This window comes from Demequina iriomotensis (genome assembly GCF_000971395.1).
In the GTDB taxonomy this organism is placed as follows: Bacteria; Actinomycetota; Actinomycetes; order Actinomycetales; family Demequinaceae; genus Demequina; species Demequina iriomotensis.
In genome coordinates, this window is sequence record NZ_BBME01000011.1 from 188,980 (window position 1) to 211,155 (window position 22,176).

17 protein-coding genes are annotated in these 22,176 nt (G+C 72.5%); 7 read left to right on the forward strand and 10 right to left on the reverse strand.

The window, feature by feature from the left end; all coding sequences use genetic code 11:
* Positions 1–56 precede the first annotated feature (56 nt).
* Genes glnA through AOM09_RS06125 form a run of 3 tightly spaced genes read left to right on the forward strand, consistent with a single transcriptional unit; the run spans position 57 to position 5,276 of the window.
* On the forward strand, positions 57–1,391 hold the full coding sequence (glnA, locus tag AOM09_RS06115; RefSeq protein ID WP_062385963.1) for a type I glutamate--ammonia ligase: 1,335 nt from the start codon (positions 57–59) through the stop codon (positions 1,389–1,391).
* Positions 1,392–1,401: 10 nt separating this feature from the next.
* Entirely contained in the window at positions 1,402–4,404 is a 3,003-nt protein-coding gene (locus AOM09_RS06120) for a bifunctional [glutamine synthetase] adenylyltransferase/[glutamine synthetase]-adenylyl-L-tyrosine phosphorylase (RefSeq protein WP_062385654.1), read from the forward strand.
* Positions 4,401–5,276, forward strand: a complete 876-nt coding sequence (locus AOM09_RS06125) for a hypothetical protein (RefSeq protein WP_062385656.1) — start codon at positions 4,401–4,403, stop codon at positions 5,274–5,276. Before AOM09_RS06120 ends, AOM09_RS06125 begins: the two co-directional genes overlap by 4 nt.
* Here AOM09_RS06125 and AOM09_RS06130 read toward each other — a convergent pair.
* The 3 genes from AOM09_RS06130 to AOM09_RS06140 all read right to left on the reverse strand — a co-directional run bounded on the left by AOM09_RS06130 (position 5,273) and on the right by AOM09_RS06140 (position 9,032).
* Positions 5,273–6,178, reverse strand: a complete 906-nt coding sequence (locus AOM09_RS06130; RefSeq protein WP_062385658.1) for a carbohydrate kinase family protein — start codon at positions 6,176–6,178, stop codon at positions 5,273–5,275. The two genes, AOM09_RS06125 and AOM09_RS06130, sit on opposite strands and share 4 nt — an antisense overlap.
* Positions 6,175–7,209, reverse strand: coding sequence for a LacI family DNA-binding transcriptional regulator (locus AOM09_RS06135; protein ID WP_062385660.1), 1,035 nt, complete (start codon positions 7,207–7,209; stop codon positions 6,175–6,177). Before AOM09_RS06135 ends, AOM09_RS06130 begins: the two co-directional genes overlap by 4 nt.
* A 65-nt stretch (positions 7,210–7,274) precedes the next feature.
* The gene (locus AOM09_RS06140) at positions 7,275–9,032 is read right to left on the reverse strand and encodes a glycoside hydrolase family 13 protein (RefSeq protein ID WP_082098893.1); all 1,758 of its coding nucleotides are present in this window, start codon (positions 9,030–9,032) and stop codon (positions 7,275–7,277) included.
* A gap of 107 nt (positions 9,033–9,139) precedes the next feature.
* Between AOM09_RS06140 and AOM09_RS06145 the strand changes: the two genes are divergently transcribed.
* Positions 9,140–9,847 (forward strand): GTP cyclohydrolase II, encoded by a 708-nt coding sequence (locus AOM09_RS06145; protein ID WP_082098894.1) that lies wholly within the window; start codon positions 9,140–9,142, stop codon positions 9,845–9,847.
* A 74-nt stretch (positions 9,848–9,921) separates the two neighbouring features.
* Complete coding sequence (locus tag AOM09_RS06150; RefSeq protein ID WP_062385665.1) at positions 9,922–10,986, forward strand: T6SS phospholipase effector Tle1-like catalytic domain-containing protein; 1,065 nt, start codon at positions 9,922–9,924, stop codon at positions 10,984–10,986.
* Positions 10,987–11,069: 83 nt separating this feature from the next.
* Here the strand turns inward: AOM09_RS06150 and AOM09_RS06155 are convergent, their stop codons facing one another.
* The 4 genes from AOM09_RS06155 to AOM09_RS06170 form a co-directional block, all read right to left on the reverse strand.
* Positions 11,070–12,497: a basic amino acid/polyamine antiporter gene (locus AOM09_RS06155; RefSeq protein WP_062385667.1), complete on the reverse strand. Its 1,428-nt coding sequence runs from the start codon at positions 12,495–12,497 to the stop codon at positions 11,070–11,072.
* A 92-nt stretch (positions 12,498–12,589) separates the two neighbouring features.
* A complete protein-coding gene (locus AOM09_RS06160) occupies positions 12,590–13,276 on the reverse strand; it encodes a ZIP family metal transporter (protein WP_062385670.1) in 687 nt (228 codons plus the stop codon).
* A 36-nt stretch (positions 13,277–13,312) separates the two neighbouring features.
* On the reverse strand, positions 13,313–13,783 hold the full coding sequence (locus AOM09_RS06165; protein WP_062385672.1) for an acyl-CoA thioesterase: 471 nt from the start codon (positions 13,781–13,783) through the stop codon (positions 13,313–13,315).
* Between the two features lie 23 nt (positions 13,784–13,806).
* Positions 13,807–15,384, reverse strand: a complete 1,578-nt coding sequence (locus AOM09_RS06170) for a long-chain-fatty-acid--CoA ligase (protein ID WP_062385674.1) — start codon at positions 15,382–15,384, stop codon at positions 13,807–13,809.
* 166 nt (positions 15,385–15,550) lie between these two features.
* On the opposite strand from AOM09_RS06170, the gene AOM09_RS06175 reads away from it, so the two are divergent.
* The gene (locus AOM09_RS06175; protein ID WP_062385676.1) at positions 15,551–16,750 is read left to right on the forward strand and encodes a TetR/AcrR family transcriptional regulator; all 1,200 of its coding nucleotides are present in this window, start codon (positions 15,551–15,553) and stop codon (positions 16,748–16,750) included.
* 3 nt (positions 16,751–16,753) lie between these two features.
* On the opposite strand, the gene AOM09_RS06180 is transcribed toward AOM09_RS06175, so the two are convergent.
* Complete coding sequence (locus AOM09_RS06180) at positions 16,754–18,256, reverse strand: aldehyde dehydrogenase family protein (protein WP_062385679.1); 1,503 nt, start codon at positions 18,254–18,256, stop codon at positions 16,754–16,756.
* A gap of 104 nt (positions 18,257–18,360) precedes the next feature.
* Here AOM09_RS06180 and AOM09_RS06185 point away from each other — a divergent pair, with 104 nt between their 5' ends.
* A complete protein-coding gene (locus AOM09_RS06185; protein WP_062385681.1) occupies positions 18,361–19,002 on the forward strand; it encodes a TetR/AcrR family transcriptional regulator in 642 nt (213 codons plus the stop codon).
* On the opposite strand, the gene AOM09_RS06190 is transcribed toward AOM09_RS06185, so the two are convergent.
* Together AOM09_RS06190 and AOM09_RS06195 are read right to left on the reverse strand one after the other, a co-directional pair.
* Positions 18,977–19,975 carry an NAD(P)H-dependent flavin oxidoreductase gene (locus tag AOM09_RS06190; RefSeq protein WP_062385683.1) on the reverse strand — a complete coding sequence of 333 codons (999 nt, stop codon included), beginning with the start codon at positions 19,973–19,975 and terminating at the stop codon, positions 18,977–18,979. The two genes, AOM09_RS06185 and AOM09_RS06190, sit on opposite strands and share 26 nt — an antisense overlap.
* A gap of 9 nt (positions 19,976–19,984) precedes the next feature.
* Positions 19,985–22,174: a 3-hydroxyacyl-CoA dehydrogenase NAD-binding domain-containing protein gene (locus AOM09_RS06195; protein ID WP_062385685.1), complete on the reverse strand. Its 2,190-nt coding sequence runs from the start codon at positions 22,172–22,174 to the stop codon at positions 19,985–19,987.
* Between the last annotated feature and the right edge of the window lie 2 nt (positions 22,175–22,176).

Genomic DNA, 22,176 nt, shown 5'->3' on the forward strand with positions numbered 1-22,176 from the left:
GCGGCGCGCGCCGCCAGGACACACGATCGACACACGGATGGGGCAAGATGGGCGCCATGGACAAGCAGCAGGAATATGTGCTCCGCAGCGTCGAGGAGCGCGACATCCGCTTCATCAGGCTCTGGTTCACGGATGTGCTCGGCATCCTGAAGTCGGTCGCCATCGCGCCGGCGGAGCTCGAGAACGCGTTCGCCGAGGGCATCGGCTTCGACGGCTCGGCGGTCGAGGGCCTCACGCGCGTGTACGAGGCGGACATGATCGCGAAGCCGGATCCCGCGAGCTTCCAGATCCTGCCGTGGCGCGGCGAGCGCCAGGGCGCGGCGCGCATGTTCTGCGACATCTACACGCCCGACGGCGAGCCCGCGCTGTCCGACCCTCGCCAGGTGCTCAAGCGCACGCTCGACAAGGCGTCGGATCAGGGCTTCAGCTTCTACACGCACCCCGAGATCGAGTTCTACCTGTTCAAGCAGTTCGAGCAGGGCCAGCAGCCGGTCCCCGTCGACCGCGCCGGCTACTTCGACAACGTGCCCCGCGGCACGGCGCACAACTTCCGCCGCGAGGCGATCACGATGCTCGAGAACATGGGCATCTCCGTGGAGTTCAGCCACCACGAGGCGGGCCCGGGCCAGAACGAGATCGACCTGCGGTACGCCGACGCGCTCACCACGGCGGACAACATCATGACGTTCCGCACGGTCATCAAGGAGGTCGCGCTCGAGCAGGGCGTGTTCGCCTCCTTCATGCCGAAGCCGCTCTTCGAGGCGCCCGGATCGGGCATGCACACCCACATGAGCCTGTTCGAGGGCGACCGCAACGCGTTCCACGAGGCGGGCGCGGAGATGGGGCTGTCGCAGACGGCGCGCCAGTTCATGGCGGGCCTGCTCCGGCACGCGCCCGAGATCACGGCGATCACCAACCAGTACGTCAACTCCTACAAGCGGCTGTGGGGAGGCGCCGAGGCGCCGTCCTACGTGTGCTGGGGCTCGAACAACCGCTCGGCGCTGGTGCGCGTGCCCGTGCACAAGCCGGGCAAGAGCCAGTCGGCGCGCGTCGAGTACCGCGCCATGGACTCCGCCGCCAACCCGTACCTCGCCTTCTCGGTGCTGCTCGCCGCCGGGCTCAAGGGCATCGAGGAGGGTCTCGAGCTCCCGGACGGCGCCGAGGACGACGTGTGGGAGCTGTCCAACGCGGAGCGTCGTGCGCTCGGCTACGAGCCGCTGCCCACGTCGCTCGCCGAGGCGATCGTCGAGATGGAGCGCTCCGAGCTGGTCGCCGAGACCCTGGGGGAGCGCGTCTTCGACTTCGTGCTGCGCAACAAGCGCGCGGAGTGGGAGGCGTACCGGGCCCAGGTGACGCCGTACGAGCTCGACACGTACCTGTCGGTGCTCTGACAGGAGCGCCGTGAGCGCACGCGAGGTCTCCTTCACCACCAAGCTGAGGCGCGCCGGGGTCGACGACCCCGCGCGCGCCGAACGGCTCGTCGCCGAGATCCTCGAGCTCACAGGCATCGAGCTCGAGGACCCGGCGACGGCGGTCTCGTACCTCGCGGACCCGGACACGGGGCTGCTGCAACTGCTGCGCCTCGCCGAGTCCGCGCGCGCCCACGGGAGCCTGGACACCCTGGTGCGCCTCGCATCGTCCCCGGCGGGCGCGCGGCTGGGGGTGCTGCTGGGCGGCTCGATCGCGCTCGGCGACTTCCTGGTCCGCCACCCGGAGCTGGTCGCCGACTTCGAGGCGTGGCCCGCCGACGAACCCTTCACCGTGGTCGATACGCGTGCGGCGCTCCTCGAGGCCGTCGGCGCGGACCCCGGCGACGCGGCGCCGGTCGCGACGGTCGGCGGCGCCGACGGGCACGCCGCGATGCGGATCGCGTACCGGCGGGCGCTCATGCGCATCGCCGCCGCGGACCTGTACGAGAGCACGCCCCCGACGCTCATGCCGGCGGTGGGCGCCGCGCTCGCGGACCTCGCGGGGGCCGCGCTCGAGGCCGGGCTCGCGATCGCGCGACACGACGAGCCCGATCACGCGGCGACCCGGCTCGCGATCATCGCGATGGGCAAGTGCGGCGCGCGCGAGCTCAACTACGTGTCCGACGTCGACGTCATCTACGTGGCCGAGCCCGCCGACGGCGTCGAGGACGCGCGGTCCCTGCAGGTCGCCACGCGCCTCGCGATGGCCGCCGCGAAGGCGTGCTCGGGCATGGGCGTCGAGCCCGCGCTGTGGGAGGTCGACCCCAACCTGCGACCCGAGGGCCGCGACGGTCCGCTGGTGCGCAACCTCGCGAGCCACGTGGCCTACTACGAGCGCTGGGCGCAGACGTGGGAGTTCCAGGCGCTGCTCAAGGCGCGTCCGGTGGCGGGCGACCCGGAGGTGGGAGAGCAGTACGTCGCGCGGCTCCACCCGATGGTGTGGAACGCGGTCGAGCGCGAGGGCTTCGTCGAGTCGGCGCAGGCGATGCGCAGGCGCGTCGAGCAGCACGTGCCCGCCGCGGAGGCGGGCCGGCAGATCAAGCTCGGACCCGGCGGGCTGCGCGACGTCGAGTTCACCATCCAGCTGCTCCAGCTGGTCCACGGCCGCGCCGACGAGTCGCTGCGCGTGCGCGGCACCCTCGAGGCCCTCGCACGCCTGCGCGCCGGCGGCTACGTGGGCCGGCCGCAGGCGGCGACCATGGACCGCTCGTATCGCCAGCTCCGCGTGTGGGAGCACCGTCTCCAGCTGCGCAAGCTCACCCGCACCCACCTCATGCCCGACGACGCGCACGATCGCCGCGTGCTCGCGCGCGCGAGCGGTTTCGCGACGGTCGAGTACATGGACGAGGTCTGGACCGACATCCGGCGCGACGTGCGCGCGATGCACCTCGAGATGTTCTACCGGCCCATCCTGCCGGTGGTGGCGCGCCTCAGCGCGGACGAGGCGCGGCTGGACGATGCGGCGGCCAAGGCCCGCCTCGCGGCCGTCGGCTTCGTCGACCCGGCGGGCGCGTACCGCCACATCCAGGCGCTGACCGAGGGTGTGTCGCGCTCGACCGCGATCCAGCGTCAGCTGATGCCGGCGCTCATCGGCTGGTTCGCGCAGGGCGCGGACCCGGACGCGGGCCTGCTCGCGTTCCGCCAGCTCTCCGAGCAGCTGTCCTCCTCCCAGTGGTACCTCAAGCTGCTGCGGGACTCGGGCACGGCCGCGGAGCGGCTCGCCCGCCTGCTGTCGACCTCGCAGTACGTGGCGCGGGCGCTGCTCGCCTCCGGGGGCGAGGCCGTGACGTGGCTCGACCGCGACGAGGACCTGGTCCCGCGCGACTACGCGCGGCTGTGGGGCGAGGCGGACGCCGTGCTGCGGCGGTCGAACGACCCGGCGCAGGCTCTCACGGCCCTGCGCGGCCTGCGCCGGCGCGAGCTGTCGCGCGTCGCGGCCGCCGACACGCTCGGCCTCATCAACTCCTCGGCGGCCGCGCTCGCGGTGTCGCACAGCGCGGACATGCTCATCGAGGGGGCGCTGCGCGTCGCGCGCCACACCGTCGCCCAGGCGCGGGGCCTCGACGAGCTCCCCATCCGCTTCGCCGTGATCGCGATGGGGCGCTACGGCGGCCTCGAGATGGGCTACGCCTCCGATGCGGACGTCCAGTTCGTGTGGGACGGCGACACCCCCGACGGCCAGGCCATCGCGGTCCAGATGGCGCAGGAGATCCGTACCCTGCTGCAGAAGGTGGGACCGCAGCCTCCGCTCGCGATCGACGCGGATCTGCGCCCGGAGGGCCGCAACGGGCCGCTCGCGCGCTCGCTGCGCTCGTGCGCCGAGTACTACGGCCGTTGGTCGGACCCCTGGGAGGCGCAGGCGCTGCTGCGGGCACGCCCGTGCGCGGGCGACCTCGAGCTGCGGGAGGCGTTCCTCGCGATGATCGACGGGGTGCGCTACCCCGTGGAGCTGCCCGCCACCGCGCTCAAGCAGATGCGCCTGCTCAAGGCTCGCATGGAGGCCGAGCGGCTCCCGCGCGGCATCGACCCGCGCCGTCACCTCAAGCTGGGTCCGGGAGGGCTCTCCGACGTCGAGTGGGTGGTCCAGCTCACGCAGCTGAGGCACGGCCATGCCCACCCGGAGCTCCGCACCACCATCACCCTCGACGCGCTCGAGGCGGCGGCCCGGCTCGACCTCATCGCGCGCCCGGACGCGACCCGGCTGCGCTCCGCATGGGTGCTCGCGACCGACCTGCGGGGGGCGCTCGCGCTGCGCGGCAACGCACGGGACACCGATGTGCTGCCGCCGGACCTGCGCGAGCTCGGCGTGCTCGCGGAGATCCTCGGCACCTCGCTCACGGGCTCCGAGCTCGACGAGAAGTACTCACGCAACGCGAGGCGCGCCCGCGCGGTCACGGAGCGGCTGTTCTTCGGGTGGGACGAGGACGCGCGATGAGAGGGCTGCGGACCGTCGCCGCGGCCTTCCTCATCGTGCTCGGCGCGTCGCTCATCGCGCTGTGGGCGGTCAGCGGGGTGGTGGTGCGCGCCGTCGAGGACGGCACCGTGGTGCACGGCATCGCCCAGCGCGCGCTCGATGACGACGCGGTGTCCGCGCGAATCGCCCGTGCGGTCGCCGACGGCGCGCTCGAGGCGCTCGCGGACGCGGGCGTCGACCTCGAGCGGCTGGGCCTCGACGGCGCGGTGCGGGGGCTGCTCGAGGACGAGGCGAGCACCGACGACTTCCACGCGGCCGTGCTCGCGCAGATCGACGGCGCGCGTGCGCAGTTCGAGGCCGAGGTCACCGCCGAGGACCGCGCGTCCGCTCCGCTGCTCATCGACGTCGACGTCTCCGACTACGTCAACGGCCGGATCGACGACGTCCCGGTGGTGGGGGAGCGGGCGCCCGACGTCGTGGTCGCACCCATCCCGGTGCGCGTCATGAGCGCGGACGCCTTCGACACCGTGCGCACGGGATACAGGTACGCGCAGCTCGCGCAGTCGTGGGGGCTCGTGGCGGGCATCGCCTGCATCGTCGTCGGGCTGGTGGTCACGCATCGGACCCGGTGGTTCGTCGCGAAGGCGGGTCTCGCCGTCGGCGTCATCGCCGGCGGGCTGTGGCTGCTGCTCCAGTGGTGGGGCGTCGAGGGGTTCGCGCGTGCGCTGCCCGGCGGAGCGGACGGCTCCGCCGGCGCGGCCCTCCTCGAGATCGTCACCGACGAGACGATGGCGGTGCTCGAGGCGCGCCTGGGCGTGGTCGCGCTGGTCGGGCTCGCCGTGTGCGCGCTGGCGCTCGCCTTCGCGCTCCTCACGCGCCGGCGGGACGCCTAGGAGACCGGCGGCGCCTGCTCCAGCAGCGGCGAGAGCTGGCGGCTGCCCAGCGCGCGCACGGCCTGCGCGGATCCCGCCTCGAGCGCCTCCCACAGGGCGTCTCCCGTGAGCGACGCCGCACCGCCGAGGTTCAGCGCGTGCGCCATCACCCCGGCGGCGAACGCGTCGCCCGCACCGTTGGGGTCGACCACGTCGACGCGGGGCGCCTCGACGCGCGCGAAGGAGCCGTCGGAGCCGACCGCGATCGCCCCGCGCGAGCCGAGCGTGCAGACGGCGAGCCGCTTGCCGCCTTCGACCAGGCCGCGCAGATAGACCGAGGGGTTCGTCATGCGGTCGCCGTTCATCAGCACCACGTCGGCGGCCTCGATGAACGGTCGGTGGTACGCCTCGGCACCGTCGTAGTCGTGGACGTCGACCCACACCTCGCGCGCGAGCGCGGTGACCTCGGGGATGAGCGCCCGCGACAGGTCCGCGAGGTCGAGGAACACGGCGCGCGCGTGGGCGAGGGCCTCGCGCGCGGTCGCTCGCGCGCGGCGCATCTCCTCGTCGTCGACCTCGGCCGCCGCGTGCAGGTAGATCGACACCCGCTCGCCGCGGGCGGACATGAGGTTGAGGTGACGCTCGCTCGGCCCGGACGTGCGGACCGCGCGCACGTCGACCCCGCACGCGCGCAGGACCGCCACGAGCGACTCGCCCGTCGCATCGTCGCCCTGCGTGGTGAGCAACGCCGCCGCGACGCCCTGGTCGGCGAGGTGGAGCGCCTTGCCCGCGGAGGTGCCGCCGAGCACCGTGGTCGAGGACTCGGCGACCACCGTGTGCGGCTCGGGACGCGGGAGGCGGTCGAGCGCGACGATGAGGTTCTCGCTGGTCGGCCCGACCACGAGCACGTCGAGGTCGGTCACGCGCGCTCGCCCGGGGGGACCGCGGTGCTGCGGCGCACCTTGAGCTCGTACGGCAGCTCCAGGGCGACGCCGGCGGCACCGGCGGCGCCGGTGCGCAGCTCCGCGAGGAGCGCGGCGGCGGCGAGGCGCCCCTGCTCGACGGGGTGCTGGTCCACGGTCGTGAGCTCGAAGAACTCGCCGAGCTCGTGCCCGTCGATGCCGATGACGGACAGCTCCTCAGGCACGCGCAGGCCCAGGTCGCGGGCGGCGAGGATCGCGCCGATCGCCATCTCGTCCGACGCGGCGAAGATCGCGGTGGGATGCACGCGGGGGTCGCCGAGCAGCTGCTTCGCGGCCTCGTAGCCGCCCTGGATGGTGAAGTCCGCGATCGCGCGGTGACGCGGGTCGGCGGAGATCCCCGCCTCCGCGAGAGCCGCCTCGTAGCCCTCGCGGCGGTGCCGGGGGAGCTGGAAGTCGAGGTTGTCCGCCTCCTCGCCGCCGATGTAGCCGATGCTGCGGTGGCCCAGCGACGTCAGGTGCGAGGTGGCGAGGTGGGCGACCGCGCGGTCGTCGAGGCTCAACGTGGTGACGCCCGCGAGCGGGCCGCCCACGCCGACCATCGGCTTGCGAAGGCCGTGGATGCGCGTGAGCTCGGCCTCCGTCAGCTCGACCGACACCGCGATGAAGGCGTCGACGCGCTTGCGCTGGAGGAACTCCGCGAACAGCCGCTCGCGGCGCTCCGGATGCCGGTCGGTGTCCTCGAGGTGGTACAGCGTGATGTCGTAGCCCGCGTCCGCGAGCGCGCGGTTCGCGCCCTTGAGGACGCTCCCGTAGTACCAGCTGCCCAGCACGGGCAGCACGAAGCCGACGTTCCGCGTCCGGCCCGAGGCGAGAGACGATGCGGTGGCCGAGGCCACGTAGCCGAGCTGATGTGCGGCGTCCTCGACCTTCCGCCGCGTCGTGTCCGAGACGGTCGACTTGCCGGCGAGCGCGCGGGAGACGGTGGCGGTGGACACGCCCGCGAGCTCGGCGACACCCTGGATCGTCGCCACCCTCGGCTCCTTCCGTCGCGGCCCCGTCCGCGAGCGCGGGCCGGGAGCCGGTACCTGCGGGAATCCTACCCGCGCACGCGCACCCAGACCGTCGCGTCCGCGGGTACCGCGCCGTCGACCAGGGGCGCCGATGACACGAGCACCTCGCCGTCGACCGGCACCGGCGCGCCGGACACGTTCGCGATGACGCGCAGGCCGCCCACGCTGTGGATGAGGACGCCCTCGGGCGAGTCCTCCCAGCGCACCTCGCCGACGCCCGTTCCGAGGCCGTGCTCGCGGCGCAGGCGCAGGGCGTCGCGGTACATCTCGAGCGTCGAGCCTGCCACGCCCGCCTGGGCGTCACGCGCGAGCGCACCGTACACCGCGGGCTGCGGCAGCCAGGACTCGCCGACGGGGGAGAAGCCGTAGGCGGGCGCGTCCTTCTCCCACGGCAGGGGGACGCGGCAGCCGTCGCGGCCGTACCGCTCGCCCTCGGTGCGGAACCAGGTCGGGTCCTGGCGCGCATCGTCCGGGATGTCGATGGCCTCGGGCAGGCCGAGCTCCTCGCCCTGGTAGAGGTAGGCGCCGCCGGGCAGCGAGAGCATGAAGAGCGAGGCGGCGCGGGCGCGGCGGATGCCCTCGTCGACGTCAGGCAGGCCACGGCTCGCGGGGCCGACGCCGTGACCCTGCGGGGTGTCCTTGCTGAGCGCGAGGCGCGTGGCGTGGCGGATCATGTCGTGGTTGGAGAGCACCCACGTGGACGGCGCCCCCACCGCGCCGAACGTCGCGATCGAGTCGTTGACCACGGCGCGTAGGTCCGCGGCGTCCCAGTGGGTCTCCATGTAGCCGAAGTTGAACGTCTGGTGCATCTCGTCCGGGCGCACCCAGTTCGCCATGAGGTCGAGCGGGTACACCCAGGCCTCGGCGGCGAGGATCCGGTCGCCCTCGTACTCGTCGATCACGGCACGCCACCGGCGCCACACCTCGTGCACGCCGTCCTGCGCCCAGTAGGGGGAGGCGTCCGAGGCGGCGCCGCCCATCGAGGCCTCCTCGTCGGACTGGACGAAGTCGGGGAGGCCGTCGGCCTTGATGAGGCCGTGGGCGACGTCCACGCGGAAGCCGTCCACGCCGCGGTCGAGCCAGAAGCGCAGGACGCCGTCGAACTCCGCGCGAACCTCCTCGAGCTCCCAGTTGAAGTCGGGCTGGGAGGTGTCGAAGATGTGCAGGTACCACTGGCCGGGGGTGCCGTCGGGTTCGGTGACGCGCGTCCACATGGGCCCGCCGAAGACGGACTCCCAGTTGTTCGGAGGCACCTCGCCGTTCTCGCCCTTGCCGTCGCGGAAGATGTAGCGCTCGCGCTCCGCCGAGCCCGGGCCCGCCGCCAGGGCGGCCTGGAACCAGGGGTGCTGATCGCTCGAATGGTTGGGCACGATGTCCGCGATGACGCGCAGGCCCAGCTCGTGGGCGCGCGCGACCATCGCGTCGAAGTCGGCGAGCGTGCCGAAGAGCGGGTCCACGTCGCGGAAGTCCGAGACGTCGTAGCCGGCGTCCTTCTGCGGCGAGCGGTAGAACGGCGACAGCCACACCGCGTCGACGCCCAGGTCCGCGAGCGAGTCGAGGCGCTGCGTGATGCCGCGCAGGTCGCCCACGCCCGTGCCGTTCGAGTCCGCGAAGGAGCGCGGATAGATCTGATAGATGACGGAGGACCGCCACCACTCGTCGCGCCGGGTCGCGGTGGGGGTGAGCGTTGCGGCGTCGGTCTGGGCCACGGTGTCCTCTCGGTGGTGCGCGGGTCCGCGCGCGGGTCCCGCGGCGGCGATGCCGCCCAATGTAAGCGGTTGCATCCGGCGCGTGCAAACCGAGCCCCAGGGCGCGGGAATCCTGCGCCGCACGTTGTTGTTGCGTCAACCATCGCGCCCGGACGTGGGCGCCCGCACGCGAGGAGCCGCACATGACCGCGATCTGCCCCAGCCGCCGCCAGGCGCGGGACGATGCTCCCGACGCCCGCCCGCTCGACCCGCCGGCCGCATCGGTCCGCACCGCGGTGACCGTGCCGCTGCGATTCGCGGACGGGTTCGCGGCCACGGGTCGCGCCATGACGTTCGACGGCCTCGTCGACGGCAAGGAGCACCTCGCGATCGGTCTCGGCGACTGGGAGGGCGCGCTCGCACGCTCGGCGGACGGCGGCGACGCGCCGCTCGTGCGGCCCCACTCGGAATGCCTCACGGGCGACGTGCTCGGCTCCGAGCGCTGCGATTGCGGGCCGCAGCTGCGCGAGGCGGTGGAGCGGATCGCCGAGGTCGGCGGATTCCTGCTGTACCTCCGGCAGGAGGGCCGGGGCATCGGCCTCTACGCCAAGCTCGACGCCTACGCGTTGCAGGACGCGGGCCTCGACACCTACGAGGCGAACGTCGCACTGGGCCACGGCGAGGACGAGCGCGACTACGCGCCCGCCGCGCAGATGCTCGCCGCCGTCGGCGCCGGACGGATCCGGCTGCTGAGCAACAACCCCGACAAGGCTGCGCAGCTCGAGCTGCTCGGGGTGTCCGTGGAGGAGCGCGTCCCCACCGGCGTGCACCTGAGCGACGCGAACGCGCGCTACCTCGCGACCAAGGTCGAGCACACCGCGCACACCCTCGTGCTGCCGGGGCTCGGGTGACCTCCCACACCGTTTGACGTGCCCCCTCACCAGGCGTTTCATTGAGACGTTGAGGCGACCCGGGGAGGGGTGCGATGAAGCGCATCGTGGTGTGCTGCGACGGCACATGGAGCAAGGCGGACCAGGGCAACCCGACCAACATCGTCAAGCTGGCGCTGGCGGTCGCTCCCGCCGACGGCGACACCGCGCAGCACGTGCACTACGTCGCCGGCGTCGGCACCGAGGGCCCCAAGCTGCTCGGCGGCGCGTTCGGCTGGGGGCTGTCCGAGAACGTCCGCGAGGGCTACCTGCGCATCGCCGAGGAGTACGAGCCGGGCGACGAGATCTACCTGTTCGGCTACAGCCGCGGCGCCTACACCGCGCGATCGATCGCGGGCTTCCTGCGCAACGCGGGCATCCTCAAGCCCGAGCACCTGGGTCGCCTGGGCGAGGCCTACGCGCTCTACCGCTCGCGATCGAAGACCACTGCGCCGGGAGCGCGCAAGGCGGAGCTGTTCCGCCGCAGCTACTCGCACGACGTCCTCGAGATCCGGTTCGTCGGGGTGTTCGACACGGTGGGCTCGCTCGGCATCCCCGGGACGAGCATCCCCGTGATCGAGTGGTTCAACCGGCGCTGGAGCTTCCACGACACCCAGCTGTCGCGCTCGGTCAAGGCGGCCCACCACGCGGTGGCGATCGACGAGCAGCGCACCACCTTCGCGCCGACGCTGTGGAACCTTCCCGAGCCGGCGCCGGGCCAGATCCTCGAGCAGGTGTGGTTCGCGGGCTGCCACTCGAACGTCGGCGGGGGCGGGGGAGACGGGACGGCGCTGTCGGACATCACGATGCGCTGGATGGCGCAGCGCGCGACCGCGCAGGGCCTGGTCTTCGCGGACGAGGCGTTCGTCGAGGGTGGCATCATGCGCGCGGGCGACGCGGTGTCCGTGCCCTTCGCGCCGGACCCGCTGGGGACCATCGGCAACTCGCGCTCGGGCTTCTTCAAGCTGTGGAAGGCGCTCATCAGGCCCATCGGCAAGGCGCAGGACGGCCAGGAGTCGCTGTCCTCGAGCGCCGTGGCCCGTCACGCCGCTCGACCGACGGATCACCCGCAGAACCTCATCGACGCGCTCGCCGCGCCGCACCGCGTCACGGAGGTCTGAGCGCCTCGGTGGCACCCTGTGAGGTGCTGAGCGCCCGGATCCGGCTCACACGGGCACCGGGAACCTCGCAGGAGCGGCACGCCTCAGATGGTGAGCCAGCCGGTCGCCACGCCCACCGCGCCGACCACCGCGGCCGTGAGCGACACCGCCAGGATCACCAGCTCGCGCGGGCTGAACCAGCGCCGCCCCTGCTCGCGCCGGACCATGACGAACAGGATCGACGCGGGCGCGTAGATGATCGATGAGACCAGCACGAACGTCAGCCCGGCGGCGAACAGCAGGAACACCACGTACGCCGTCGCGAGCACGCCCAGCGCGAGCTCCCGCCGTCGCTCCTGCGCCTCGGTGTAGCCGTCGCGCAGCGCCGCGATCTTGAGCAGGTAGCCCGCGGCGAAGAGGAACGGGATGAGCGAGAGCGCGCTCGTGAGGTCCACCATGAAGTTGACGGCGTCTGCGGACACCAGCACCACGAGCAGCATCGCCTGGGTGAGCACCGAGGTGGTGAGCAGCGCCGTGGTGGGGACGTCGCGGTCGGACTGGCGGCCGAGGAAGCGCGGCATGTCGTGGTCCTTCGAGGCCACGAACAGCAGCTCCGCCGCGATGAGCGTCCACGCGAGGTAGGCGCCCAGGATCGACACGATCAGCCCCACGCTCACGAACGCCGATCCCCAGCCGCCCACGACCGACTCGAGCACGCCCGCCATCGACGGCTGGCGGAGCTCGGCCATCTCGGCGGCGGGCATGACGCCGTACGAGACCATCGTCACCGAGGCGAAGATCGCGAAGACGCTGAGGTACCCGAGCACCGTCGCGCGCCCCACGTCCTCGCGGCGGCGCGCGTGCCGCGAGTACATGCTCGCCCCCTCGACGCCGAGGAAGACGAAGACCATGACGAGCATCGTCTCCTTGACCTGGTCGAACAGCGGCAGCCCGGACGCGCCCGCCATGTTGCCCACGAACACCTGCGGGTCCACGTAGAAGAGCACGATCACGATGAAGACGATGATCGGCACCAGCTTCGCGATGGTGACGATGCGGTTGATGGCCGCCGCCTCCTTCACGCCCTGGCGCACCAGCAGGTAGAAGCCCCACAGCCCGGCGCTGGAGAGGATCACCGCGAGCACCGTGTCGCCCTCGCCGAGCGCGGGGAACAGCCCGCCCATCGTCGACATGATGAGGACCCAGAAGGACACGTTGCCCACGCATGTGGTCGCCCAGTAGCCGAAGGCGGAGAAGAAGCCGAGGTACTCGCCGAAGCCGGCCTTCGCGTACGCGTAGATGCCGGCGTCGAGGTGCGGCTTGCGGTTGCCCAGGGCCTGGAACATGAGGGCGAGCATGAGCGTCCCGAAGCCCGCGACGGCCCAGGCGATGAGCGCGCCGCTCACGCCGGTGGCCGCGGCGAACCGCTGGGGGAGGGTGAAGACGCCCGCGCCCACCATGGTGCCGATCACCATCGTGGTCATGGTGAGCAGCGACAGCTTGACCGGCACGCGCCCGGGGGTCCCCGCCATCGGCCCTCCTCCCGTCCCTCTCGAAACCTAGCAAGGCCAGGGACGATGCGCCGGGCGGGCCTCCCGCGGGCTCGGGACGCTCGGGGCTCCGCTCAGGATCCGGCGAGCGTGAGCCCGAATCCCACCACCGCCCACATCCCCGCGGCCACGTGCGCCTTGCGGTAGGCGAACGGGATCATCGAGGTGGTGAGCATGGTCACGAGCGCGCCGGTGGTGAACGCCGCGAGACGCGCACCGTCGACGTCGCGGATCGCGTCCGCCGCCGCGAACCCGAGGGCCGCGCACACGCCCGCGACCACGACCACGGAGCCCCACAGCGTCACCTGCTTGAGCGCGGGCCACCCGCTCGCGCGCATGTCGGCCGCCGGTGCGAGGGCCTGCGGGATGTTCGAGACCCAGACCGAGGCAGCGAGCGCGGGGCTCACCGCGAGGCCCGCCGCGAGCTGGATGCCGAAGATGAGCGACTCGGGCAGCGCGTCGATGATGTTGCCGACCACGATGCCCATCGCGCCCGACTCGCCGAACCGGCGTTCGACGAGGCGGTCCGCGACCACGTAGACGGCGCCTCCGGCGACGAGCCACAGCCCGATCTCGAGGTTGCCCAGCGACGCGAGGGCCTGCGGCACCAGCTGGAAGGACGCGGCGCCCAGGAGCGCGCCCGAGCCGAGCCCCGCGAGGGACCCGATCGCGCGGTCGGACAGCGTGACGCGGTAGACCACCAGGCACGCGAGCAGCAGCGAGGATTGCGTCACGATGCCGACGATCAGCGCGTCGCCCATACGCCCACCCTAGGTCGGACGGGCGCGGCGGGTGGCTCAGGCCGGCACCGTCGCGTGGCGGAAGCGCAGCGGCGCATCGTGCACCGGGGTGAACGCGGCGCGCTCCGCGTCGGTGAGGCGCCGCGACCGCTGGGTCGCGGGATCGAGGTAGACCAGCACCGTCGAGGCCTGGGCGAACGCGAGATCCTCGCCGGGCGTGCCGGAGCGCAGCACGTGGTGGACCTCGCAGCTCGACCCGCCCACGCGCGGCACCCAGAGGTCCACGAGGATCGGCTCGGGGGACCACGGCATCTGCGCGAGGTACTCGACCTCGTGGCGCGCGACCACCACGCCGGGCGATCCGGTGCGCCGCAGCGCTCCGCTCGTATCCGCGACGGCGCGGATGAGCGGATGCAGCGCGCGGATGCGGACCTCCTCGAGGATCGTGAGGAACGCGACGTTGTTGACGTGGCCGTTGAGGTCGAGGTCCGAGAACCGCAGGTCGACGGGGACGGTCAGGCGCGGCATGCGGTGCTCCGGTCCCCGGCGCCTTAGGGCGCCCCCACCGTGACGCGGTCCGCGCCGCGCAGCGCGACCTTGTTGACCTTGCCGGCCGCGTTGCGGGGGAGCGCCTCGACGAGCACCACGTCCTTGGGCTGCTTGAACCGCGCGAGGCGGTCGCCCAGCCACTCCTGGAGCTCCGCGACCTCGAGGGTCTCGCCGGGGCGCATCACGACGGCCGCGACGGGCACCTCGCCCCAGCGCTCGTCGGCGCGCCCGTACACGGCGGCCTCGACGATGGCCGGGTGGGCGAAGAGCGCGTTCTCCACCTCAGCGCAGTACACGTTCTCGCCGCCCGAGATGATCATGTCCTTGAGGCGGTCCACCACCCACACGAAGCCGTCCTCGTCCTGGCGGACCAGGTCGCCCGAGTGGAACCAGCCGCCCTCGAAAGCGGCGGCGGTCTCGGCGGGCTTGCGCCAGTACCCCTTCATGAGGTTGGGGCCGCGGTACACGATCTCGCCGACCTCGCCCGGGGCCACGTCGCGGAGATCGGCGTCGACGATGCGGCACTGCACCGTGGGGACCGGGCGCCCGACGGACCCGAGGTGGTGGATCGCGTCCTCGCCGCGCAGCGCGCACGTGATGGGCGACATCTCCGTCTGGCCGAACACGGCGACGTTGAGCGCGTCGGGGAACGTCTCCGACATGGTCCTCAGCAGCGTGTCCGAGGCCGGCGCTGCGCCCCAGCTGATGACGCGCAGCCTGAGGTCGCGGTCGCGGATGCCCGGTACCGCGCAGATCGCCTGCCACTGCTGCGGCACGTTGAACACGATGGTCGCGCCCTCGCGCTCCCACGCGTCGATGATCTCCTCCGCGTTGAAGGCGCCGAGCGGGTGCAGCACGGTGGGGATGCCCACGATGAAGTTCGCGCCGATCGAGCCGAGCCCCGCGATGTGGAACAGCGGCGCGGTGAGGAACGAGACGTCGCTCTCATCGAAGATGCTGTTGACGCGCAGCACGGTGAGCGACTGGGCGGCCATGTTGACGTGGTCGAGCATGGCGCCCTTGGGCTTCCCGGTGGTGCCGGACGTGTACATGATCAGGCACGTCGAGTCCTCGGGGACGTCGGGCGCCTCGAAGCTGCCGATGGGCTCCGCGAGCAGGTCGGCGATGCCCTCCTGGCCCTCGCCGGGCTCGCCGAAGACGATGACCTGCTTCACGCGGGTGGTGAGCTGACCCGCCGCCGTCACGAGCGGCGCCAGCGGCTGGTCGACCATGACGATGTCCCCATCCGCATCGTCGATGATGTACGCCAGCTCCGCGGGGGAGAGGCGGATGTTCATGGGCACCGCGATCGCGCCCAGGCGGTTGATCGCGAAGACGCTCTCGATGACCAGCGGGTGGTTGAGGGTGAGCATGAGCACGCGGTCGCCGAAGCGGACCCCGCGGCGCTCGAGGGCCGCGGCGAGGATGTCCATCCGGCGTGCCGCGTCGGCCCACGTCGTCACCTCCCCGCGGTGCTTGAAGGCGGTCGCGTCGGGCCTCATCGCGGCGTGCGTGAGGACCTGGTTCATCCAGTGGTGGCGGCGGATCCCCGCGGGGATGCCGTGCGTGGCCTCGCTCATGACATGCACCTCTTCGTACGTCGAGCTCTCCGGGGGAGGCGCCGTTGCCTCGTCCCGTCTTCCGCTGCCGGCCATCGGTGGGGACCAGCTAGCAGCATGTTACTCACGATTCACATTTGTGCGCCAGCGCTTTCGCCGAAAGTCGCGGGGCGTTAGGGTGACTCGGGTGAGCGAGACGACGGCGGTGGAGCCGGTCCGGAGGCGCCCGCGCGATCGGCGCCAGGCGATCGAGGCGGCCGCCGCCTCGCTGTTCGCGGAGCACGGCTACCACCGCGTGGCGATGCAGGACGTCGCGGACGTGGTCGGCATCTCCGCCGCGGCGCTGTACCGCCACTTCGACACCAAGTACGACCTCTTCCGAGAGGTCGCGATGGGGCTCATCGGGCGCCTCGACGAGGCGACCCGGGACGTGGGCGGCGGCGCCCCGACGTCGGTCGAGGAGGCGCGCGAGGCCGTGGACGCGCTCCTCGACGCCGTCGCCGGCGCGACCATCGGCATGCGCGCGACGGGCGGCATCTACCGGTGGGAGAGCCGCTGCCTGAAGCCCGAGGACCGGCGCGCGCTGCGCGACCGGTTCGTGGCGTTGCGCCGCCGGCTCGCCGAGCCGGCGGGCGTGCTGCGGGCCGATCTCGAGCCCGCCGCGCTCGACCTCGCGGCGTATGCGGCGCTCAGCGCCATCGCGAGCGTCACGACGCATCGGACCGCCATGCCCGCCGCCGCCTTGCGTGCCGTGCTGCACGATGCGGCGGTCAGGGTGCTTCTCGAGGCGCGGTCCCCGGCGCCGGAGCCCGGCGGCGAGCCGGAGCCCGTCCCCCGGCCGCGGCGGCGCAAGAATCAGCTGTCGCAGGCGGGTATCGCGCTGTTCGCGGAGCGCGGCTATCACGACGTCCGCCTCGAGGAGATCGCGGCCGCGGTGGGCCTCACGCCCTCGGGCGTCTACCGTCACTTCACAGGGAAGGCCGAGATCCTGCTGACCGCGTGCGGGCGCGCCGCCGCGGCGCTGGACGCGTCGGCCGCCGAGGCCTTCTCGCACGACGACCCGCGGGCCGCGCTGCGCATCCTCGAAGGCGCGTACATCCGCTTCGCGGTCGACGATCGCGAGCTCATGGACGTCTACGCCGCCGATGTCGGCGCGCTCGACCCCGACGACCAGCGTCGCCTGCGCCGTCTGCAGCGCGAGCACGTCGACGACTGGGTGGAGCTCCTCATGAGGGTGCGTCCCGAGCTGGAGGCGCGCGAGGCGCGATGCCTCGTGCACGCCGGCTTCAATGTGGTCGCAGACCTCAGCGTCGCGCTGCGCCGCTCGGCGCCCGAGGTGGCAGAGGAGTGGATCGCGCCGGTGCTGGAGTCCGTGCTCGGCGTCTGAGCGCTACGGCTTCGGGGGCTTCGAGCGGCCGTGCAGCATCGGGATCATCCGCGTCGCGGTGTGCAGGTCCTTCTCCGTGCGCTCGAGGGTGAGCAGGTCGAGCATGGCGCCCCGGGTCTGGCGCGCGATCGACTTCACCACGGAGAACTCCCGCAGCCCGTCGGCGCCGTGGATCCGCCCGAACCCCGAGGACTTGACGCCGCCGAACGGGAGCGCGGCGACGCCCGCGAAGCCGAGCACCGAGTTGATCGAGACGGCGCCGACCCTCAGCGCCGCCGCCGCGCGGTTCGCGACGGTCTTGTCGCGCGTGAAGACCGCGGCGGTCAGCCCGTACTCGACCGCGTTGGCGCGGCGCACGGCCTCGTCCATCGAGGCGACAGGGTTGATGACCACGAGCGGCCCGAAGGTCTCCTCGCGCACGGCGAGCGAGGACTCGGCCACGTCGGTGATGACGATGGGGGAGACGATGCGCTCGCCGATGCTGTCGCGCCCTCCCACGACGGCGGTGCCGGTCCGGAGGGCGTCGTCCACGTGGCGACGGACCACGTCGACCTGGCCGGGCAGCGTCATGGGGCCGTACTGGGCGTCGGGCCCGTCGGTGCGCACGCGGTCCGCGCGCTCCTTGACCTTCGCCACGAGCGCGTCGCGCACGGTGTCGACCACGTAGACGCGCTCGACGCCCGCGCAGGTCTGGCCGGCGTTGCCGAGCCCGCCGAACACGATGAAGTCGGCCGCGGCGTCGAGGTCGGCGTCCGCGGCGACCAGCAGCGCGTCGGAGCCGCCGCACTCCGCGACGATGGGCACGAGCCGCTCCGCGGCGGCCGCCATCACCTTCTTCGCGGTGGCGGTCGACCCGGTGAAGGCGATCTTGTCGACGTCGGCGGCGACCAGTGCGGCCCCGGTGCCGCGGTCGCCCGTGACCGCCGTGAGGACGTCGTGCCCGACGGCCTCGGCCCAGCGCTCCGCGATCCACACCGCCGGCCCGGGGGTGAGCTCGCTGGGCTTGAAGAGGACGGCGTTGCCGGCGGCGAGGGCGTACGAGATCGAGCCCATGGGCGTGTAGAACGGATAGTTCCAGGGTCCGATCACGGCGACGACGCCGTAGGGCTCGTAGCCGACGGTCGCGTGCTGGTTGTAGTTGACCAGGCCCGCCTTGACCTTGCGGCGCCTGAGCACCGGCTTCGCGTTCTTCGCCGCCCAGTCGAGGTGGCCGAGCGTGAGCATCACCTCGAGCACCGCGTCGCCATGCGGCTTGCCGGTCTCCGCGGCGATGATGCCGGCCAGCTCGTCGGCGCGCAGGGCGATCGCCGACTTCCAGGCGAGCAGCCGCGCGCGGCGCCCGTCGAAGCCCAGGCCGTGCCACCACCCGGCGCCGGCGCGCGCCCGTGCCGCGGCGGCGGCGAGCTCGGCGGGACCGGCGATCGGATACGTCGCGACGGGCGTGCCGTCCACCGGGTTCCGCGTGGTCAGCGTCGTGGCGGCGGGGGTCTGGTCGAGGATGGTCATCGCCGGGTCTCCTACTCTCCGTTGAGCAGATAAGTGAATCGCGCTTCACATGCTAGGACGGGGTGCTGTCGCGCGCAAGGTGAAATCTAATAGGATTTAGAAACATGGAGACCCCCGCGCCAGCGACGGAGCGCCCGGACGATGCGCCCGCCACCGCCACCTCGAAGTCGGCGCAGACGCGTCAGCGCATCCTCGACGCGGCCGCCGAGGTGCTCTCGCGGAAGGGTTACGCCGGCACCCGGCTGGCCGATGTCGCCGCGGTCGCGGGCGTGCAGGCGCCCGCGATCTACTACTACTTCTCCTCGCGCGACGACCTGGTCGAGGAGGTGATGTGGGTGGGGGCGCATCTGGTCCGCCTGCACGTCGAGGAGGTGCTCGCGGCGTTGCCCGACGCGACCCCGATGATGGACCACCTCATGGTGGCGGTCGATGCGCACCTGCGCTTCGAGCTCCAGCTGTCCGACTACGCGACGGCGTCGATCCGCAACGCGGGCCACGTCCCCGAGCAGCTGCGCGTGCGGCCCGCAGCGGAGGAGGCGCTCTACAGCAGGCTCTGGCGCGACCTCTTCGTCGCGGCGCAGCAGGCGGGCGAGGTCCGCGCCGATCTCGACGTCAACGTGTTCCGCCTGCTCCTGCTCGGGGCGATGAACTGGGTGGTCGAGTGGTGGAACCCCCGCACGCGGTCGCTCGACGAGCTGGTCGCGACGGCCCAGGCGATGGTCAGGAACGGAGCAGCGGCTCGCTGAGCGAGCCGCCGAAGAGCGCCAGCCGCGCACGGAGGATCTCCTCGGCGGCCGCGACGATGCGCCGCACCACCTCGCCCGCGGGCGGGACGTCGTGGATGAGGCCCTGGACCTGGCCCACCGTCCAGATGCCCGCATCGAGGTCGCCGTCCTCGAACACCTTGCGCCCGCGGGCGCCGGCGACGAGCGCGCGCACGTCCTCGAACCGGCCGCCCCGCGCGAGGATCTCGACCACCTCGTCGCTCACGGCGTTCTTCGCGACGCGGGCCGTGTTGCGCAGCGATCGGAAGATGAGGTTGGTGTCGAGCTCGGTGGCCGCGACGATGCGCTCCTTCACCACGGGCGCGACAGGCGACTCCTGGGTGCACATGAAGCGCGAGCCCATGTTGATGCCGTCCGCCCCGAGCGCGAGCGCCGCAGCGAGGCCCCGCCCGTCCGCGAAGCCGCCGGAGGCGATGAACGGGATGGTGAGGCGGTCGGCGGCGGCGGGGATGAGCACCAGGCCCGGGACGTCGTCCTCGCCCGGGTGCCCCGCGCACTCGAAGCCGTCGATCGACACGGCGGTGACGCCCACGGCCTCGGCCTTGAGGGCGTGCCGCACGCTCGTGCACTTGTGGATCACGCGCACGCCGTGCGAGCGGAACATGTCCATGTGGGGCTCGGGGTTGGAGCCCGCGGTCTCGACGATGGTCACGCCCGCGTCGATGATCGCGCGCCGGTACGCGTCGTACGGCGGCGGGTTGATCGACGGGAGGATCGTGAGGTTCACCCCGATGGGCTTGGACGTCAGAGAGCGCGCCCGCGCGATCTCCTCGACCAGGTCCGCGGGCGTGGGCTGCGTGAGCGCGGTGATGATCCCGAGCCCGCCCGCCTCCGACACGGCGGCGGCGAGCTCGGCGCGGCCGACCCACATCATCCCGCCCTGCACGATCGGGTGCTCGATGCCGATCGCCTCGGTGAAGCGCGTGGACAGCATGGCGGCCTCCTACTCGTAGATCTCGCCGGCGGCCGCGCGCGCCTCGAGCGAGGCGGGCGGCCGGAAACGCTCGCCGTAGGCGTCGGCGAGCGCGTGGGCCCGCGCGACGAAGCCGGGCAGCCCGCCTTCGTACTGGTTGACGTACTGGAGCACGCCGCCTGTCCACGCGGGGAAGCCGATGCCGAGGATCGACCCGATGTTCGCATCGGCCACCGACGTGAGGACATGCGAGTCGAGGCAGTCGATCGCATCGAGCGCCTCGGCGAAGAGCATGCGCTCCTGCAGGTCGACGAGCGGCAGCTCGAGGCGTCCCGAGCCGTAGCGCTCGCGCACGCCCGGCCAGATGCGGGTGCGGCGCCCGTTCTCGTCGTACTCGTAGAAGCCCTTGCCCGCCTTGCGGCCGGGACGCTCCTGCTCGTCGACCATCCAGTCGACCACCGGCTCGGCGGGGTGGGCGACCCAGGTCTCGCCGTCCGCCTCGGCGGCGGCACGGGTCTCGTCGCGGATCTTCTGGGTGAGCGACAGCGCCAGCTCGTCGAGCAGCTGGAGGGGCCCCGCGGGGTAGCCGGCCTGAAGCGCCGCCTGCTCGATGGACGCGGGCTCGACGCCCTCGCCGACGGCCGCCACCGCCTCGTCGATGAACCTGCCGATGACGCGCGACGTGAAGAAGCCGCGCGCATCGTTCACCACGATCGGCGTCTTGCGGATCTGGAGGACGAAGTCGAAGGCCTTCGCGAGGGTCTCATCGCTGGTGCGCGCCCCGCGGACGATCTCCACGAGCGGCATCTTGTCGACGGGGGAGAAGAAGTGGACCCCGATGAAGTCGTCGTCGCGGTGCACGCCCTCGGCGAGCGTGGTGATGGGCAGCGTCGATGTGTTCGACCCGAGCACCGCGCCGGGCGCCACCATGTCCTGGATCTCCTGGAACACGCCCTGCTTGACGGGCACCGACTCGAACACGGCCTCGATGACGAAGTCGACGCCGCCGAAGTCGCGTGCGTCGCCCGTGGTGGTGATGCGTGAGAGCAGCTCCGCGCTGTGCTCGGGGGTGGTCCGCCCGCGCTCGAGCGCCTTGGCCTCGAGCATCCGCGAGTAGTCCTTGCCCTTCTCCGCGGCTTCGCGTGTCACGTCCTTGAGGACCACCTCGATGCCGCTGCGTGCCGCCACGTAGGAGATCGCGGCGCCCATCATGCCCGCACCGACCACGCCGAGACGATGCACCTGCGTGGGCGCGTAGCCGATGGGACGGCTCGCGCCCTTGTTGATGGTCTCGAGGTCGAAGAAGAACGCCTTGATCATGTTCTTGGCGACCTGCGTGTGCGTGAGCTGCACCAGGTAGCGGGTCTCGATGCGGGAGGCGGTGTCGAAGTCGACGTGCGCGCCCTCGACCGCAGCGGCCATCGCCGCGCGCGGCGCGGGCAGTGGCGCCCCCTTGGTCTGCTTGCGCAGCAGCGCGGGCATGGCCGCGAGCATCGGCGCGAGCGCGGGCGAGGACGGCGATCCGCCGGGAAGCCTGAAGCCGGGCGCGTCCCATGGCTTGACGGGCGCCGGGTTCGCAGCGATCCACGCCTTCGCACGGTCGCGGATCTCCGCGGCCGGGGCGAGCTCGTCGACGAGCCCCGCCTCGAGCGCGCCCTCCGCGGTGAACTTGGTGGCGGGGAGGATGACGTCGGCGAGGGCCTTCTGCAGCCCGAGCATCCGGACCGTGCGCGTGACGCCGCCGCCGCCGGGCAGCAGGCCGAGCGACACCTCGGGCAGGCCGATGCGCAGGCCCGCCGCGTCCGACGCGACGATCCGGTGGTGTGTCGCGAGCGCGACCTCGAGCCCGCCGCCGAGCGCGGTGCCCGTGATCGCGGCGACCACGGGCCGCTCGAGCCGCTCGAGGCGCCGCAGCAGCGCCTTGACGTGGTCGATGTGGGCGGTCTCCTCGGCGGCGCGCGACGGATCGGCCGCGCGCAGGAGGTTGAGGTCGCCGCCGGCGAACCAGCTCTTCTTCGCCGAGGCGAGGATGACTCCGGTGATGGATGCGCGCGACGCCTCGAGCCGCTCGACCGTCGCCTCGAGCGAGGCGACGAAGTGCGCGTTCATCGTGTTGGCGCCGCTGTCCGGATCGTCCATGGTCACGGTGACCACGCCGTCCACGTCCTCGGCCCAGTCGTACACGTGGACCACGCCGGCCTTCTCGTCGGTGATGCTCATGG

What these genes read in the sequence shown, in the direction of transcription:
- glnA (WP_062385963.1), top strand. Translation starts at nt 57, where the DNA reads ATGGACAAGCAGCAGGAATATGTGCTCCGCAGCGTCGAGGAGCGCGAC.
- AOM09_RS06125 (WP_062385656.1), top strand. Translation starts at nt 4,401, where the DNA reads ATGAGAGGGCTGCGGACCGTCGCCGCGGCCTTCCTCATCGTGCTCGGC.
- AOM09_RS06140 (WP_082098893.1), bottom strand. Translation starts at nt 9,032, where the DNA reads ATGCAACCGCTTACATTGGGCGGCATCGCCGCCGCGGGACCCGCGCGC.
- AOM09_RS06145 (WP_082098894.1), top strand. Translation starts at nt 9,140, where the DNA reads ATGACCGCGATCTGCCCCAGCCGCCGCCAGGCGCGGGACGATGCTCCC.
- AOM09_RS06150 (WP_062385665.1), top strand. Translation starts at nt 9,922, where the DNA reads ATGAAGCGCATCGTGGTGTGCTGCGACGGCACATGGAGCAAGGCGGAC.
- AOM09_RS06155 (WP_062385667.1), bottom strand. Translation starts at nt 12,497, where the DNA reads ATGGCGGGGACCCCCGGGCGCGTGCCGGTCAAGCTGTCGCTGCTCACC.
- AOM09_RS06160 (WP_062385670.1), bottom strand. Translation starts at nt 13,276, where the DNA reads ATGGGCGACGCGCTGATCGTCGGCATCGTGACGCAATCCTCGCTGCTG.
- AOM09_RS06165 (WP_062385672.1), bottom strand. Translation starts at nt 13,783, where the DNA reads ATGCCGCGCCTGACCGTCCCCGTCGACCTGCGGTTCTCGGACCTCGAC.
- AOM09_RS06170 (WP_062385674.1), bottom strand. Translation starts at nt 15,384, where the DNA reads ATGAGCGAGGCCACGCACGGCATCCCCGCGGGGATCCGCCGCCACCAC.
- AOM09_RS06180 (WP_062385679.1), bottom strand. Translation starts at nt 18,256, where the DNA reads ATGACCATCCTCGACCAGACCCCCGCCGCCACGACGCTGACCACGCGG.
- AOM09_RS06185 (WP_062385681.1), top strand. Translation starts at nt 18,361, where the DNA reads ATGGAGACCCCCGCGCCAGCGACGGAGCGCCCGGACGATGCGCCCGCC.
- AOM09_RS06190 (WP_062385683.1), bottom strand. Translation starts at nt 19,975, where the DNA reads ATGCTGTCCACGCGCTTCACCGAGGCGATCGGCATCGAGCACCCGATC.
- AOM09_RS06195 (WP_062385685.1), bottom strand. Translation starts at nt 22,174, where the DNA reads ATGAGCATCACCGACGAGAAGGCCGGCGTGGTCCACGTGTACGACTGG.